We start from the raw sequence: 16,503 nt of genomic DNA on the forward strand, positions 1-16,503 counted from the left end.
CGATAAAAACAAAGTGGATGGTCAACTCACGGCACGATCGCCACTTTGACGACTTTGCGCTGCTTCATATCCTGAAAGACTTGCTCTAAGTTCCTTAAGGGTTGATGATCGCTGATCAGCAGCTTAAACGGAATGGTGTGACTCGAAATCAGAGCAAGCGCGGCGCGAACAAACTCAGGCGTATTGTGGAACACCCCTTTTAGAGTCAGTTCATTGTAGTGGAGTTGCTCAGTGTTGACGGTAATTGTTGTGTCGCGAGGGCAACCCCCAAATAAATTGACCGTAGCACCCGGACGCGCACAGGCGATCGCCATTTCCCACGCAGCCGGAACGCCCGTCGCCTCAATCACGACATCTGCGCCCCAGCCATCGGTTAAGTCGCGAACTAAATCTGGTAGATCCGCCACTTGACGATAATTAAAGGTTTTTACCGCCCCAAATTTTTTGGCGATTTCTAACCGAGATTCACTACCGCCAAAGAGAAATACTTCAGCAGATTTTGCAAGAGCCGCGACGAACATTAGCCCGATCGCGCCATCGCCTAGCAGCACGACGCGATCGCCGGGTTTGACCTGCGATCTCGCTACTCCATGCAAGACACAGGCTAACGGTTCGGTCATTGCCGCCATCGCATCCGTCACGTCCTCTGGAATTGAGAGCAAATTTTGTTGCACGATCGGGGCAGGAACTCTCAGATATTTAGCAAAGGTGCCGTTATTAAACGTCAGATTCGTGCAGAGAGAAAATTCTTGACGTTGGCAAAAAAAGCAGGTTGTGCAGGGGGCAGAATTGTTTGCGACGACGCGATCGCCGATTCTCCAACCCGTCACGCCTTCTCCGAGTGCCACAATTTGTCCGGCGGCTTCGTGTCCAAATAGAGTCGGTGGCTTGAGCATTTTGGCGTGTCCACCGCGTCGCCAAACCTTCAAATCTGTCCCGCAGGTGGTGGCGGCTCCGACTTCGATCACGACTTCCCCAGCCGCCGGGGTCGGATCAGGAACGGTTTCTAAACGAAGGTCTTCTTGACCATAGAGAAGGGCTGCTAACACCGCGATCGTCCTGAACTCAATTTCTCCCAAATCTTACCAGGTGAATGCGTAAAGCCCCCCTTCAAACTCTATCCATTACGCAACCCTAATTTCTAAGGGTGACGCTGCACTAGACAAAATTTTAATTCGGCATTTCGTAGCATAATTTGCATAGCAATCTTTCTACTTTGCCAATGCTCAACGAAAGCGAATATTTTGAAAAAGCCGCTGCCACACGAGTCCGAGTCTTAAGTGAAGCGCTTCCCTACATTCAACAATTTGCCGGACGCACGATCGTCGTTAAATATGGCGGTGCCGCGATGAAGGATGCCGCTCTCAAAGAGAAGGTGATCCGCGATGTGGTGTTTATGGCGTGTGTGGGGCTGCGTCCGGTAGTCGTGCATGGGGGCGGACCTGAAATCAACTCTTGGCTTGACAAACTTGGCATTGAGCCACAGTTTAAAGACGGGCTGCGCGTCACCGATGCCGCCACAATGGATGTCGTCGAGATGGTGCTGGTTGGTCGAGTCAACAAAGAAATTGTCTCGTTAATCAACCAGGCAGGCGGATCTGCCGTCGGACTTTGCGGTAAAGATGCGAGTTTAATCACCGCCCGTCCTGCTGACGCGGAAGGCATCGGGTTTGTGGGTGAAGTCACTAACGTCAACATCCAGATTCTAGAGTCGCTGGTTACGACGGGTCACATTCCAGTAGTTTCTAGCGTTGCAGCCGACGAAACCGGACAGGCATATAACATTAACGCCGACACCGTTGCCGGAGAACTCGCTGCCGCTTTGGGTGCCGAAAAATTGATTCTGCTGACTGACACCGCCGGAATCTTGCGCGACTATAAAGATGTCTCCACCCTGATCCCGCGACTCGACATTCAAGACGCTCGCAGACTGATCGACGACGGAGTGGTGTCTGGAGGCATGATTCCAAAAGTCAATTGCTGCGTGCGATCGCTAGCTCAGGGCGTGAAGGCTGCCCACATTATTGATGGTCGCCTCCCTCACGCGCTGCTGCTCGAAATCTTCACCGATATGGGCATCGGCTCCATGATAGTTGCCTCAGAATTTATGGGCAATCGTTAGCAACGAGAAAGCGAGGGGAGTAATTGAGATAGAATTCTCACCGACTGCCCCCCGACCCCCGATCTCATCTACCTATGCTTAACTTTCCTTCTCGTCTGGGCTATTCTGCCGCGTCGATTAACTTGGCTCAACAAGTGAAGACTCAAGAAACCGAACTGCCCGTAAAAAATGAAGGCTGTCGATCGCAGTTCCTGCTCCATGAGGCTCCCACGTCTAAAGTCTGCTTGTTTTTTCACGGCTTCACGGCGGCTCCCTATCAGTTTTTGCCGATGGGACGGGTGCTTTATCAAGCGGGCTATAACGTTGTGATTCCCAGAATGCCGGGTCACGGTGAGGCAGGCGACTGGAATCGCGACAACCCGCCACCCCTGCCGACTGACCCCGACACCTATCAGCAATTTGGGCTAGAGTGGCTGCAAAAAGCGCAGACGTTGGGCGATCGAGTGGTCGTGGGTGGTTTGTCGGGCGGAGGAACCCTCGCGGCTTGGCTAGCTTTTGAGCGCGCCCAGGAGATTGATCGAGCGATGCTATTTGCGCCCTATCTCAGCAGCAGCAATAAAGTCGTTGATTTGTTTGTCAAAATCTTCAACACTTATTTTGAATGGATTGATGACACATCGCCAGATCAGGTGATTGGCTATAAGGGCTTTAAGATGGAGGCTCTGCGAGTCTATCTTGACATGGGCAAGGAGATTCTCCATCGCTCAGAGAATGCAGATTCAGCGCCGATGTTTATCGTTTCGACCGAAGCCGATAAAGCCACCAGCGACACCGATCATCAAGTTCTATTTGAGAATATTCTCAAGCGTCAGCTTAAATCTTGGTATTACGAGTTCGATCGGGTTCTCAACATTCCTCACACGATGTTGACCAAAGCCGAGGGTAATAAATGGGAAAATCTGCTCAACGTCATGGCAAAAGCCTATGTGCAGAGCGATCTCACCTGGGCTGAAGTCGAAGAAATCGCCTATCGAATGACCGATGGCAAAACCTTTGACCAGGTTGTCGCAGACTTGAAGGTTGCCGATCGGGCTTCTCCTGATATGCCTGCTTTTATCACAATGATGGATAAACGAGCGATCGTCCTCAAACGCAATCCTGGTATGAACCCTGATCTATTGTGAAGTCAACGAGGTGCCCATGTTATCTGCCCCCAATGCCACCACGGATGTAGAATTCATGCTTCAGATAACTTAGGATGCAAGAGTAGCTTAAGACAATCAAAAAGCCTGTGAGTTCTGAACAATTAGACTTGGCGACCACCGAATATCAAATCGGAAAAGATGCCTTTGAGCGAGGCGAATACCGCAAGTCGGTGCAGTATTTAGAACGCGCTAGCGCCTTAACCGACCCAGGTTCACGCTTTGGCGGCGAAGTGCAAATCTGGCTTGTGACCGCTTACGAAGCAGCCGGACAGCGATCGGAGGCGATCGCCCTCTGTCAAAAAATTAGTCGTCACCCAGATATCAAAACTCGCCAGCAGGGAAAGCGACTGCTTTACATTCTCGAAGCCCCTAAGCTGCAAACCCGCCCCGAATGGTTAACCGAGATTCCTGACTTGTCAAAACTGTCAGATAGCGAAGCAAAAGACAATCGCGGGGTGTCTAAATTCGGTACTGCTACTCCGCCGAAACTGACTCAAAAAACCCGTCCTGCCATCCCAGAACCTGTAGATTTGAGTCAAGTCAACACCGATAATCGCTTCATTTGGGTGGCGCTAGTTGCAGCAGGACTGATCGTAAGCGGTTTAGTGTGGCTGAGTTAGCCCTTAAACGGTTGTCTTGTAACATCCGTTAACTTCTGATTTCCTTAAAGTAGTGTTAGATGTTAGTGGACTCATGAACCTTTGTCGATATGCCCCGCAGAACTTCAACTCTCTTTTCAGGCGACGTGCCTTTACTAAGTTCCCATTCTGTGATGCGATTTTTGCAGCGATCGCGAATGATTTGGGTGATGCTACTCGCTAGCTTGGTGCTGTCAGGCTGCGTCAAATCTGAAGTGGGCATCACGGTTGAAAGTCCAAATCGAGGGACGATCGTCCAGCATATTCGTCTAGATGAGCGGCTGACCAGCGTGAACAGCGGCACGGCTCAAAAATGGCTGGATGGCATTGAAAAACGAGTTCGCAGAATTCAAGGGAAAGCTCGCCGCCTCTCAAATCAAGAAATTTTAGTCACGATTCCGTTTGGCAACAGCAGAGAATTAGAGACGAGGTTTAACGAGTTTTTTAGTTCAGTCACCGATCCCGATCGCTCTGATCGAAAAGAATTCGACTTGCCCAAACTAAAGTCTCACCTCAAAGTTCAGGAAGGCAATTTCCTCCTGCTAGAGCGTCAGCGCGTGATTTATGATCTGGACTTGCGATCGCTGGGCATTCTCGCCCCAGACGGCAGCTTAATCGCGAGTCCGGGTTCGCTGCTTGAGCTAGAGTTTGGGTTGACGACTCCTTGGGGTGCGCGCAGCATCACCCGAAAGGACGGCACCGCGATCTCCGCCCGTCGCGAAGGCAAACAGCTTATCTGGACGCTGCAACCAGGGCAAAGCAATCACCTAGAAGCCGCTTTCTGGCTCCCCAACCCGCTCGGAATTGGGACGGTGGTAATCGTCGCGATCGTCGCGGGTGGAATTTATCTTAGACGCATTTTGCCGACTCCAACGACTGCGCCGCCTCTAGCCCCCAACTCATAACTACCGGATGTCTCGCCGCTCAGCCGACCTGCAACGACTAATCATATTGGGTCTCAGCGGACCCGTGATCGCCCTCAACGTTTGGCTAGTGACGTTGGTGTTGCGCTATTTTGAGCATCTTCTGACCGTGCTGGTTGTGTCGGCAATTCTGGCGTTTTTGCTCAACTACCCCGTCGAGTTTTTTGAACGCGCTCGAATCAAACGCATCGGGGCAGTGGTGATTGTGCTGCTGGTGGCAGTCACCGTGCTGGTGATCTTAGGAGTCACGCTGGTGCCCGTTTTGGTCGCCCAAACGACCCAGTTGCTTGAAAAAATTCCGGGGTGGCTAGAGGCGAGTCGGCAAAATCTAGACTTTTGGGATGCTTGGGCAAGAACGCGAAGCTTTCCGATCGACCTCAAAAGTTTTGGCGGTCGAGTCAGCACCCAAATTGAAAGCCAGATTCAAGAAGTCGCCACCCAGGCACTCGGATTTGCCCTAGGAACCGTTTCTGGCTTGATCGACAGCATTTTAGTCATTGTCTTGGCATCTTATATGCTGCTTTATGGGGGAAGACTCTGGCAAGGACTGATCAATCTACTGCCGCTCAAATTTGGCATTCCGATCAGTGAGTCACTGCGGAAAAACTTTCACAATTTTTTTCTGAGCCAAGTGCTGCTGGCGCTGTTTATGGCAGGCGGATTGATTCCGGTTTTTCTGGCGCTTAAAGTGCCCTTCACCCTTCTGTTTGCCCTGATCATCGGCATTGCAGAACTGATTCCCTTCATCGGAGCAGCGTTGGGGATCGGGCTGGTCACGATTCTAATCATGTTTCAGAGTGTCTGGCTGGCGTTTCAATTCGCGATCGCTGCCGTCATTTTGCAACAAGTCCGCGATAATGTGCTGGCTCCCAAAATGATGGGCGAATTCACTGGGCTAAACCCCTTGTGGATTTTTATTGCCCTGCTGATGGGGCTGCAAATTGGTGGCTTCTTAGGGGTCGTCGTTGCCGTGCCGATCGCAGGCACGATCAAAGGCACGATCGATGCGTTGCGCACGGTGACTTCGACTCAGGTGATTGTGACAGAGGTGGTTCACAAAGACTATCCTCCGATCGAGTAACGGGGTGCTAAACTCGATTCCAGTTTCTACTCTTGAGCAACTGTTCTGTTAAAGACGTTGAACCACTAGCGGCGTGATTGGAGAGAACCCAAGATGCGACAAGTTAATTTTTTGCTCATTTTCGTGATTTGTTTGGCACTCGTTTTGTTTGGCATTGAAAATACTGAGCCAGCCGTGATTCGAGTCATCGAAGGCGTGCAGGTGCAAGCACCGCTCTCGATCGAGCTAATCTTAGCGATGGGAATCGGGGCTGTATTGGCGTGGGTATTTAGCGTGTGGAGCCAGATCCAGCGCACGATTGGCACACGCAAAGAACTCCAAGTTCGAGAAGAGCGCATTGATGAACTTGAGCAAGATGTCGAACGCTACAAAGCAGAAATTCAGGAACAGCAGCGATTATTGCCTCAAGGTATGGTGCAAGATGCTGAATCAGCCGAGGTATTTGCTCAATAAAAAATCGTGAATTCACTTTATAAAGTGACCAATCCTAACAACCTCTGGAGTCTGCTAGTTCCTTTGCTGCTGCTAGGGTTGATTCTTCTGGCAGCCGTGTATTTCATGCGAATCAAAATTAGGTAGTCGATTCTGCAAGATCGTGCCACCATAAAGCATTCACTCCTCCCCTTGCTTCCATGACCCTTTCTTTAGCACAGGACGCGATCGCCCTCTTGATTGACCTGGCAGAACGGGGAGAAATTGACCCCTGGGATGTCAAGGTCATTGATGTGATCGATCGCTTCTTGAGCGAGTTAACGCCTGCTGCCACGATCGGGCGAGAGCAATATGAGTCAAATTTGTCACAGTCGGGTCAAGCCTTTTTATATGCGTCGATGCTGCTATTGCTCAAAGCCGATAGCTTGACTCAGCCAGAAGCGATCGCCGCCGATCCCGATGAGTTTGACGAGGCAGAATTTCTCAATGGGGCAGACTTTGGCGGGGCTGCGTTGCCTCCCAATTTAGAGCGTCAGCTTCGACGCAGGGCAGTGGCACGACCTCCCCAAAAGCGGCGAGTTACCCTCAAAGAGCTAATCGACCAGCTCCAGATAATCGCCACGACCTTAGAAGATCAGACTCCTCGTGCTCGGCTGCGTCGCCCTAAACCTCAGTCTCGCGCCCAGGCAGTGCGAGCGATCGCTGAACTCGCCCATCAGGAAAACCTCTCAGAAATGGCAGTGGCGATCGAGCAATTCTTTCACGAACACTGGACAGAAGTCGCTCAAGACAAAGAGTGGATCGACTTTGATCTCGTGCTAGAATTTTGGATCGCTTTAAAGGATCAAAGACCTAAAGATGGGGAAGACGATCTGCACGACTCACACCCAAATCATGAGCGAGTCGGAGTGTTTTGGGCGTTATTGCTATTGTCGGCTCAAAACAAAGTCGAGTTATCACAAGAAGAGTTTTACCAGGATTTAAAGATCCGCTCACTGCTACAACTGGCAGACTCTGGGCTAAGCGAACTCTCTGCCAGCGTTCTGCTCGATTGAGATAACGCACTGCCAGAGTTAGGTACTTCAAATAGATGAAGATATAAAGGGCTAAACCATTCGGGTGTGACACATCCCACTTAGAACCGCTATAGTCACTAAAGGTCACGTCGAGATCGGGCACAGCTTGCCTTTTGCTTGAGATTTGACCGTTCAATATAGAGACTATCAAGTTTTGGAGTTTCTCCAGATTGACGGTCGATCTCTTGGAATTTGTCGGTGTAGGGTAGAGAGAGCGATTTATGAAAGCCATGATTTTAGCGGCTGGGAAGGGAACGCGGATTCGTCCGATTACATACACGATTCCCAAACCCATGATTCCCATTCTGCAAAAGCCTGTAATGGAGTTTTTATTAGAACTGCTCAGGCAGCACGGCTTTGACGAAATCATGGTAAATGTCAGTCACCTGGCATACGAAATAGAAAGTTATTTCCGCGACGGGCAGCGGTTTGGAGTCCAGATCGGCTACTCGTTTGAGGGTAAAATCGTCGATGGTGAGCTAGTCGGCGAGGCGGTCGGCTCGGCGGGTGGGATGAAAAAAATCCAAGATTTCTCCCCGTTTTTTGATGATACGTTCGTCGTGCTGTGCGGCGATGCCTTAATCGATCTAGACTTGAGCGCAGCCGTGAAATGGCACCGAGAAAAAGGGTCGATCGCCACGGTGATTATGAAGACCGTTCCTCGCGAAGAGGTGTCTAGCTACGGTGTGGTCGTCACCGATGAAGAAGGCAAAATCAAAGCATTCCAGGAAAAGCCCTCTGTTGAGGAAGCTATGAGCACCACGATCAACACAGGCATTTATATCTTTGAACCCGAAATCCTCGACTACATTCCATCGGGGCAAGAATACGACATCGGTAGTCAACTCTTCCCGAAGCTCGTCGAGATGAATGCGCCGTTTTATGGCTTGCCAATGGACTTTGAGTGGGTCGATATCGGCAAAGTGCCCGACTATTGGCACGCAATTCGCAGTGTCTTGAGTGGCGAAGTCAAAAACGTTGCGATTCCGGGGCGAGAAGTGGCTCCTGGCATCTACACGGGGCTAAACGTCTGCGTCAACTGGGATAAAGTAGATATTCAAGGTCCGGTTTATATCGGCAGCATGACCTGCATCGAAGACGGTGCCAAAATCGTCGGTCCTGCGATGATTGGTCAAAACTGCTGGGTGTGCAGTGGCGCAACCGTCGATAACAGCGTAATTTTTGAGTATTCTCGGCTGGGTCCGGGTGTGCGGCTGGTAGACAAGCTTGTGTTTGGTCGCTATTGCGTTGACAAGACGGGAGCCACGATCGACGTGCAAGCCGCTTCTCTTGACTGGTTGATTACCGACACTCGACAAGCTCTGCCGACCCAGCTTCCGGCAGAGCATCGAGCGATCGCCGAACTGCTGGGTACCGATCACAAAGTCGCTCAATCCTAAACTGAGTCGGCTGGAAGAGATGAGACATACTCGACCGGAGGAGGTTCGATACCGTTTCTCGCACGTATTCTAGTAAACAAATAGAGCACAGACTCCCTGGAGAAAGTTAGATCGAGGCATCTGACGGCTCTCCAGAGACTTTTTTTGAGAGGTGCCATGCTCACCGTGGGCTTCAAAGTTTGGCGCAGCGAAGTAAGCTGGTGCATGAGATTTCACGCTTAATGATTTTGAATTTATCAAAGCCGCCTCAAATCTGTTTAGAACACGTTAGTTTTGCCTCCAGAGGGGTCGCGTCTAGCAAAAAGCCGGGAACCCGATCGCAGATCGGAGTACATTATTTATTGCAAGATTTATCATTCGCAGTGGTTCGGGGCGAGCGAATCGCGATCGTGGGCGCGTCGGGTTCAGGTAAGACAACGCTACTGCGATTGCTCAATCGATTGAACGAACCCACCCAGGGATCACTCTATTTAGAAGGACAGGATTTTCGCCAAATTTCAGTGCTGCAACTGCGCCAGCAAATCACCTTAGTGCAGCAAGAATCAAAACTGCTGAACATGACCGTCCGGGAAGCACTGCTTTACCCGCTTAAGTTAAGAGGCGTTCAACTTACAGTAGCTGAACAACAAGTAAGCAAGTGGGTTAAACAGCTTCATATTCCTCAGGATTGGCTTGATCGTACTGAACTCCAACTCTCAGTCGGGCAACGGCAACTCGTGGCGATCGCGCGTGCCCTGGTCATTCAGCCCAAAGTTTTGCTCCTAGACGAACCCACTTCAGCCCTGGATTCAGGACGGAGTGATCACGTTCTCAATGTCCTCAAAGATCTGCCAGAAATCACAGTTTTGATGGCAAATCACCAGTTAGACCTCGCTCAATCCTTCTGCGATCGCGTCTTGCACCTAGATCGCGGTGAGTTAATACAAGATGACTTTAGCGATCAAGTAGACTGGCAAACCTTGAAAGCAACCATTCGTCAATCAGAAGCTAAAGAATCGGCTGAGTGGGAGTAGCATGAGACTAAGCTGGAGTGACTGAAAGGGACGATAGAAGCGATTTGTCATGGCTCAAACTCAGTAACCTAACCCAACCAGAGATCAGCGCATCGTTCGTCATGGGAGGACTTGGCAACAATTTAAGCTAATTCAAGAAGGGTTTGCTGAGTCTTCGGGAGTGAGACTTTTTTATCACAACAGTACGATCGAGATTCTGATGCCCGGACGCGAACACGAGTTCTTTAAAACCTTTATCGGGCTGTTGATTGAAACGTTTTTTGTCGAGAAGGGCATTGAGTTTGAACCGATGGGTTTGATGACTCAAGAGATTGAGGGTGAAGTATCAGCCGAAGCCGACGAGTCTTACTGTATTGGTAGTCACTTAATCAGATTAGCAATGGCTCGAATTAGCTCATTTGAGTCAGCAGGTTTAGAAAAGTGCTGTTGAAAGCCTGCCTTCAGCGCCTGCTGCTGATTGGACTCCCCCGCATGAGCAGTCAGCGCGATCGCAGGCACCTCTTTTCCTTGGAGACTCGTCAGTTGCCGAATTTTGCTCACCAGTTGATAGCCATCCATTTCTGGCATTTCAATATCGCTGACCACTACGTCGGGTTTTGATTGAGTCATCGCATCGAGGGCTTCTATACCCGATGCCGCCATCGTGACGATCGCCCCCGATTGTTGCAGAACGAAGGCGATAAAGTTGCGTGAGTCTTCATCATCATCGACTACCAAGACCTGAACGCCGTTTAGATCGGTAGGGGGTTTTGAAGAGTCGCTTAAGGAAGAGTGCTCATCCAACGGCACCGCACGGGGAATTTGCACCGTGAATGTTGCCCCTTGTGAGTCGCCTAGACTCTCTGCTCTGACGGTTCCGCCGTGTAATTCTACAATTCGACGCACGATCGCTAGCCCCAACCCTAGCCCGCCAAACTTGCGTGTGATTGCGCCATCCTCTTGCCGAAAATGCTCAAACACATAGGGCAAAAAATCAGGATGAATTCCTTTGCCAGTGTCCTTGATCTGGATTTGGGCATGAGCCTCCGTTTGAGTTAGATGAATCTCGATCTGACCTGCGATCGGAGTAAATTTGATCGCATTGGATAAGAGATTCCAGATCACTTGCTGCAATCGCGTATCGTCTCCCATGACCCAGATAGGCATTGATGAAAGGGTCGTTTGAATCTGTAGAGACTTTGCCTCTGTCGCCAACCGTAGAGTTTCTAATGCCGCAGAGAGACTGCTGTTGAGGTCAACCGGGCTGGCATCTAAGCTGAGTTTGCCGCTTAAAATTCGGGAAATGTCTAGCAAATCGTCGATCAGTTGCATCTGTAGCTTGGCGTTGCGCTCGATCGTCTCCACTGCCTCTCGACTTTTAGCCGGATTGAGCCTGTTGCTCAAAAGCAGTTTTGACCAGCCCAGGATTGGGTTCATCGGGGTTCGCAGTTCGTGAGATAAAACCGCTAGAAACTCATCTTTGATCCGATTGGCTTGCTCTGCCTCCGATCGGGCAGCCTGCTCTCGTACCAGCAATTTTGTTCGCTCTTGTTCAATCCGTTTGCGTTCGCTGATTTCTGCTTGCAGCGTTGCATTGGTCTGCATCAGTTCGTTCGTTCGTTCGGTCACTAGATGTTCTAACTGAGTCTGATAGACCTTGAGTTCTGCCTCAACTCTGAGTCGCTCGGTCATCTGAGACTGCAAAGCGACGTTAGCGCGTTCTAGCTGAGCTGGGCTGGGCAGTGCTAGCACTTGAGGCATCAGGGGAAAAAGCTGAGTGGCAGTGATTACTGAGATCAGGGCGGTGAATGCCTTGACTATTCCTGAAAGCCAGTAGGTCGGATACCACAGAGTCCAAATGTCTAGTAAGTGAGTGGTCCCACACGACACGATAAAGGCTCCAAACAGCAAAAAAACCCATTCAAACGGGAGATCTTGACGCTTTCGCACCAGATAGAGCAGTGTAATAGGAATGGAGTAGTAAGCCAAAGCAATCAGCGCATCAGAGATGACGTGCAACCCTACCAGATTCGTTTGCCACAGATAGCAGTGTCCGTGGGGCATAAACGCTTCGGATTGAAAAAGTTGGCTCCAGAGGTTTGTCATATGGTCTGCGACGTTGGCTTTTTTTCTACAATCCGTTTCAACAATTCTGACACAAAGACTTCCGGCACAAAAACAGAGAGGAATCGTAAGATAGAAGCGCCTTAGGTAGGTGAACAGAATTTAAGATGCGTTTCGGCTCCCCTCAACGCTCAAAGCAAGAGTTTCCAGCGGATTGAGTGGAGCCGAAACCCACCTACACGAGTTAACTTTAATTGAGCCTGCCTACTTATTTTTTCTGGGTTAGATTGCTAAAACCTAGCTTGTGGAGCGTTGTCAAGTTCTAGCGAAAAATTGAGAAAGACGATCGCGCCCCACCTGTAGAATGAACCCTTAAGCCTCCCAAAAGCCGTCTCAGTAACAACCTTTCACAAAGAAGTCCTGATCTCAAAGACGCGATTCACTTCGTAGTTTTTGCAAATCTTCGGTTAACGCTTGTCCCCACTTTGCGGCTAAGTCAGTTTGAGTAAATGGGATCTCGATCGAGCCATCCCGATCCAAAATAAACTGCAACCCGATCGACTTACCTTTACTCGGCGGCGATCGCAAATCTGCCGTTTGCCCGTCTACTAACAGGTGAATCTCTCGCACATCTTTCAGCGAAAATGTTTGCACATTCACAGGTTCTTTGCGGGTCGGCTTGCCCCAGGTGAGCAAGTTACCCTCTTGACCCAACACCGCATAGACATCATATTTTGCACGCTGAAACGTCTCAGCCCAGACGCGATAGGCTTCTATCTTTTGATATTCATTTCGACCTGCCCACGCTAGACCGATAAACGCTGCTAACAGAGGCAGCCAAAGAAGTCCGTGGATCATAATGTTGAGGGTTGAGTAGGGTAACCTCCTTCCATCCTAACCAAGTCTTTAACTTAAAACTAAAAGCTCAAAATCTCAATGAACTCTGAGTTATCTTGGTAGACAAGCAAGACCTCAGATAGGTGTTTATGAGAAAGCTAGTGCTGGCGGGCTTATTTTTGGTGGGATTGATTTGGGCGATCGCCAGTTTTTCGGGCTTGGCAGCGCAAGGAACCTATGACCGCATCGTTCTAGATTTTAGAGAAGATGTCGATGCTGCCCAGATTGAGCAACAAGTGCAGACGATCGCTCAGAAATATAACGTCCGTCCTCGTCTAAACAGCGAATTCTCACAGCCCGATCACCTTTACACGGTCAAAGGCGACAAGGCTCTTTTAAACGCCCTCAAGCATGACCTCAAGCAATACACCGAATATGTTGAGCCAGACTATATCTACAGCATTCCAGAATCTCAGGATTCTAGAGTGAATGTCTCGATCGGCAAAGAGGCAAGCCCGATTCAGGCGAGTCAGGCACCCAACGACCCGATGTATAGCCAGCAGTGGAATCTGCACAGCATCAACGTTGAGTCGAGTTGGCAAGACACCAAAGGAAAAGGCGCGACCGTTGCGGTGATTGATACTGGAATCTCAGAAGTGCCCGACTTGAAAGAAACGAGCTTTGCCAAAGGATACGATTTTGTCAACGATCGAGAAGATGCCAGAGACGATAATGGTCACGGCACTCATGTTGCAGGCACGATCGCCCAATCCACCAACAACGGGTTTGGAGTCGCCGGAATTGCTTACGAAGCGACTTTGATGCCCTTAAAAGTTCTTAGCGCTAGTGGAGGTGGAACGGTTGCCGATATTGCTGAGGCGATTCGATTTGCGGCAGATCACGGCGCGAATGTGATCAACATGAGCTTGGGCGGTGGGGGTGAAAGCTCGGCAATGGCAGAAGCGATCGACTATGCCCACAAAAAAGGTGTTCTAGTCATCGCTGCGGCAGGAAACTCTGGTCAGAATTCAGCCTCTTATCCGGCTCGTTATCCTCACGTTTTGGGCGTTGCTGCCTTAGATTCTTCAGGTCAAAAAGCGGATTACTCTAACTTCGGCGCAGGCGTGGATGTCTCGGCTCCGGGCGGCTCCACGTCAGAGGAAAATGCGGCAGGCGGAATTTTGCAGAACACGATCGATCCCTCGACCGGAGAATCGACGTTTGCAGCGTTTCAAGGCACCAGCATGGCAGCGCCTCATGTGGCTGGTGTGGCGGCTCTTGTCAGCGCGTCGGGCGTAAAAGATCCCGACGAAGTGGCGGCGGCATTAACGCAGTCTGCTCGCAAGGTGCAAGATGACGAACTCAATCACTATGGTGCAGGCAAACTCGATGCGGCTGCAGCCGTCAAGCTGGCACTCAAAGGCAAAATCACCTTCAACGATTTCTTCCAATGGCTGCGCGATAGTGGATATCTCAATCCGCGCTTTTGGATCGATGGCGGCGTAGTGGCGCTAGTTCCCAAACTGGCGATGGTGGTGGGTTCCTATCTGCTGGCGTTCTTCTTGCGAAACTACTTTCCCTTTGCCTGGAGTTGGTCAATGGCATCGGGTCTGATTGCCGGAAGTTCGGGGTTGTTCTTCCTCAAGGGCATTTATATCTTCGACTTGCCGCAGGCTCCGCTACGGGTGATGGGTAGCTCGATTCCTGAGTTGGGTAGCTCGATTCAGGGCAGCGGCGCACTAAACCCATTGTTTGCGAGTGTGCTGATTCCTTTAGCGCTGGTTGTGCTGCTGTTAGGTCATGCTCAGTGGAAGTGGTTTGCGATCGGGTCTACGATCGGAGTCACTGCCTGTCTCGCGGTGAGTGCAGCGATCGATCCGCAACTCATGTGGCTGGGTGACGGTGCCCTCGCACGAGGATTTTTGATTGTGAATGCGCTGTTGTGCTACGGCTTAGTTTGGCTTGCGATTAAACCAGGAGACAAAATTGCATGAGTACCACTGTGAACGGCATCATCGATCGTAAAGGGTTTGGCACGGGGACTTGGGCGATCGACTCCGAAGACGGGCAAACCTATGAGCTTCACAAACCGCCGAGTGAGTTACAAAAAAAAGGTCTAAAGGTCAAAGTCGAGGGCAAGATTCGCGATGACATTATGACTCTGGCGATGATCGGTCCTGTTCTAGAAGTTCAGAAATTCGAGATTCTGAAATAGATGAACGTTCGGTATCGAGACTTTCTGATTCGTGATTGGGAAGATCGCGATCGGGTTCTAGCGGTTGAAATTATTGGCTCAGTCCTAGCAGATTATGGGCTGAGTTGGGAACCACTGGGAGCCGATCGTGATGTTCTAGAAATTGAGCCGTTTTATCACGCAACAGGCGGCGAATTTTGGGTGATTGAGCGCGAAGGTCAGCTAGTCGGCACGGGCGCTTACTATCCGGTGTCAAGGGGAGACAAAGCAGTCGAGATTCGCAAAATGTATCTTGTGCCGGAAGTCAGAGGGCAAGGATTAGGAAGATTTTTGCTGAAGGAATTGGAGAGAGCGATCGGCGATCGGGGCTTCGATCAAATCTGGATCGAGACTGCCAGCGTTCTCAAAGAAGCCGTCAAACTCTATGAATCGAGCGGCTATCAATCGGCAACAGGTATCGAGACAGAGCGGTGCGATCGGGTTTACGTTAAACAATTATCCCAAGCATACTGACCGTCCACTCCTTATAAGAAATGTCGTTCCAAAAGTTTGTCCAACCGCTTAAGTTACTTGTGAGGGCGTAGTTGAAGTTGAAAAGTCATCAGTGAGCTGTGCCGCTTAAGCTAAGTTGAACTCCCTTGTTGGGACATCTTTGGGAATATGCAGTTCCTCTTAATGAAAATATTAGGAGGAACTGCACTCGGCTATTTAACTATCAGAATCCATCCTTATCAGGCAGCCTTGCGAAAAAATTCACGTGCAAGCTCCAAGGTATCCTCTAATTCTTTTAGTTTTTCTTGATCTTGCCATAATTCCTGTTCAAGGCGTTCTTTTTGCTCAACTTTTTCATTGATGTGCTGTCGTAGCTCCTCGTGCTGCTTTGTAATGTCCTCTAGCTTCCTAGAGAAATTCTTACTATTCATCATGTCTAGATCAAGAGATTGGACTGGAGATACAGAATTGCTACCTAGTCCGGAAGCTAGAGAGCTATCGCTTCTCAAGAAATAACCCTCTCTTTCAGGATGAGGAATCATGAAGCCTCGTCCTTGGTACAGCAGGTTCCCAACATCGTGATGATTGAACAGACGGTCAGGATACTTCTTCTTTAACTCATCTACAAGCTTTTCAAGATCTTCTCTAGAAACTGGATGGTCTCTCGCAACAGCGTTGTAAAAAGCGAGTAGTTTTCCTCTAGTAGGCTTATTATTCATATTCAGTGATCTCTTTAAGTAATTCGACTCCTTTAGTATAGTGTATTTAGCTTGAAAAGTAAAATCTTTATATATGAGGTTAAAAACTTTATAATAAATTACGGGCTTTGTCGGAGTATAAAGGCTATAGAGCAATATTGTATAAGTAAAACTGCCTATATAAAAGCCTCTAGCTTGGGCTTCTCACCTCTAGACCAGGCAAAAGTATAATTTTACAGAACGGTGAAGCGATGTAATTCGAGTAATTTCAGCACGACGGGCAAATCGACATGAACGAAAACGATTTGAGCAGTATAGCCACTGCCACATTGGTTAGGACGCAGCTTGTTTAAGAACAAATTCTACCGCATCGCGTAGGTTGTCCGAGTCGCGCAACTGCTTGCGAATA

18 protein-coding genes are annotated in these 16,503 nt (G+C 49.7%); 13 read left to right on the plus strand and 5 right to left on the minus strand.

The genetic code is table 11. The features are described from left to right. Positions 1-26: 26 nt before the first annotated feature. Complete coding sequence (locus A8707_RS17605; protein ID WP_231948126.1) at positions 27-1,079, minus strand: zinc-dependent alcohol dehydrogenase; 1,053 nt, start codon at positions 1,077-1,079, stop codon at positions 27-29. A 143-nt stretch (positions 1,080-1,222) separates the two neighbouring features. On the opposite strand from A8707_RS17605, the gene argB reads away from it, so the two are divergent. The 10 genes from argB (at position 1,223) to A8707_RS17655 (ending at position 10,260) form a co-directional block, all read left to right on the plus strand. After that, the gene (gene argB / locus A8707_RS17610) at positions 1,223-2,122 is read left to right on the plus strand and encodes an acetylglutamate kinase (protein WP_068818511.1); all 900 of its coding nucleotides are present in this window, start codon (positions 1,223-1,225) and stop codon (positions 2,120-2,122) included. A gap of 74 nt (positions 2,123-2,196) precedes the next feature. Next, on the plus strand, positions 2,197-3,246 hold the full coding sequence (locus A8707_RS17615) for an alpha/beta hydrolase (protein WP_068818512.1): 1,050 nt from the start codon (positions 2,197-2,199) through the stop codon (positions 3,244-3,246). A 107-nt stretch (positions 3,247-3,353) separates the two neighbouring features. Next, the gene (locus A8707_RS17620; protein WP_068818513.1) at positions 3,354-3,887 is read left to right on the plus strand and encodes an outer membrane protein assembly factor BamD; all 534 of its coding nucleotides are present in this window, start codon (positions 3,354-3,356) and stop codon (positions 3,885-3,887) included. Positions 3,888-4,012: 125 nt separating this feature from the next. Continuing rightward, on the plus strand, positions 4,013-4,810 hold the full coding sequence (locus A8707_RS17625; RefSeq protein ID WP_231948127.1) for a DUF3153 domain-containing protein: 798 nt from the start codon (positions 4,013-4,015) through the stop codon (positions 4,808-4,810). Positions 4,811-4,817: 7 nt separating this feature from the next. Continuing rightward, positions 4,818-5,909 (plus strand): AI-2E family transporter, encoded by a 1,092-nt coding sequence (locus A8707_RS17630; protein WP_068818515.1) that lies wholly within the window; start codon positions 4,818-4,820, stop codon positions 5,907-5,909. Positions 5,910-6,002: 93 nt separating this feature from the next. Then, positions 6,003-6,362, plus strand: a complete 360-nt coding sequence (locus A8707_RS17635) for a LapA family protein (protein ID WP_068818516.1) — start codon at positions 6,003-6,005, stop codon at positions 6,360-6,362. 179 nt (positions 6,363-6,541) lie between these two features. Further along, on the plus strand, positions 6,542-7,396 hold the full coding sequence (locus tag A8707_RS17640) for a segregation/condensation protein A (protein WP_068818517.1): 855 nt from the start codon (positions 6,542-6,544) through the stop codon (positions 7,394-7,396). A gap of 242 nt (positions 7,397-7,638) precedes the next feature. Continuing rightward, on the plus strand, positions 7,639-8,817 hold the full coding sequence (locus A8707_RS17645; protein WP_068818518.1) for a sugar phosphate nucleotidyltransferase: 1,179 nt from the start codon (positions 7,639-7,641) through the stop codon (positions 8,815-8,817). A gap of 179 nt (positions 8,818-8,996) precedes the next feature. After that, a complete protein-coding gene (locus A8707_RS17650) occupies positions 8,997-9,830 on the plus strand; it encodes an ABC transporter ATP-binding protein (protein ID WP_231948128.1) in 834 nt (277 codons plus the stop codon). Positions 9,831-9,990: 160 nt separating this feature from the next. Continuing rightward, a complete protein-coding gene (locus A8707_RS17655) occupies positions 9,991-10,260 on the plus strand; it encodes a hypothetical protein (protein ID WP_068818520.1) in 270 nt (89 codons plus the stop codon). Here A8707_RS17655 and A8707_RS17660 read toward each other — a convergent pair. Both A8707_RS17660 and A8707_RS17665 read right to left on the minus strand, forming a co-directional pair. Then, positions 10,191-11,915 carry a hybrid sensor histidine kinase/response regulator gene (locus A8707_RS17660; RefSeq protein WP_068818521.1) on the minus strand — a complete coding sequence of 575 codons (1,725 nt, stop codon included), beginning with the start codon at positions 11,913-11,915 and terminating at the stop codon, positions 10,191-10,193. The two genes, A8707_RS17655 and A8707_RS17660, sit on opposite strands and share 70 nt — an antisense overlap. Positions 11,916-12,299: 384 nt before the next feature. Then, positions 12,300-12,731, minus strand: a complete 432-nt coding sequence (locus A8707_RS17665; RefSeq protein ID WP_068818522.1) for a hypothetical protein — start codon at positions 12,729-12,731, stop codon at positions 12,300-12,302. Positions 12,732-12,859: 128 nt separating this feature from the next. On the opposite strand from A8707_RS17665, the gene A8707_RS17670 reads away from it, so the two are divergent. The 3 genes from A8707_RS17670 to A8707_RS17680 are packed head-to-tail and all read left to right on the plus strand — an operon-like array spanning position 12,860 to position 15,417. After that, on the plus strand, positions 12,860-14,704 hold the full coding sequence (locus tag A8707_RS17670; protein WP_068818523.1) for a S8 family peptidase: 1,845 nt from the start codon (positions 12,860-12,862) through the stop codon (positions 14,702-14,704). Next, complete coding sequence (locus tag A8707_RS17675) at positions 14,701-14,925, plus strand: hypothetical protein (RefSeq protein ID WP_068818524.1); 225 nt, start codon at positions 14,701-14,703, stop codon at positions 14,923-14,925. The genes A8707_RS17670 and A8707_RS17675 overlap by 4 nt, the downstream gene beginning before the upstream one ends. Next, on the plus strand, positions 14,926-15,417 hold the full coding sequence (locus tag A8707_RS17680; RefSeq protein WP_068818525.1) for a GNAT family N-acetyltransferase: 492 nt from the start codon (positions 14,926-14,928) through the stop codon (positions 15,415-15,417). 218 nt (positions 15,418-15,635) lie between these two features. Here A8707_RS17680 and A8707_RS17685 read toward each other — a convergent pair whose 3' ends face one another. Together A8707_RS17685 and A8707_RS30265 are read right to left on the minus strand one after the other, a co-directional pair. Then, positions 15,636-16,115 (minus strand): hypothetical protein, encoded by a 480-nt coding sequence (locus A8707_RS17685; RefSeq protein ID WP_156518684.1) that lies wholly within the window; start codon positions 16,113-16,115, stop codon positions 15,636-15,638. Positions 16,116-16,327: 212 nt separating this feature from the next. Beyond that, on the minus strand, positions 16,328-16,453 hold the full coding sequence (locus A8707_RS30265) for a hypothetical protein (protein ID WP_269452737.1): 126 nt from the start codon (positions 16,451-16,453) through the stop codon (positions 16,328-16,330). Positions 16,454-16,503 lie beyond the last annotated feature (50 nt).

The sequence above is a fragment of the Phormidesmis priestleyi BC1401 genome (assembly GCF_001650195.1).
Taxonomy (GTDB): domain Bacteria; phylum Cyanobacteriota; class Cyanobacteriia; order Leptolyngbyales; family Leptolyngbyaceae; genus Phormidesmis_A; species Phormidesmis_A priestleyi_B.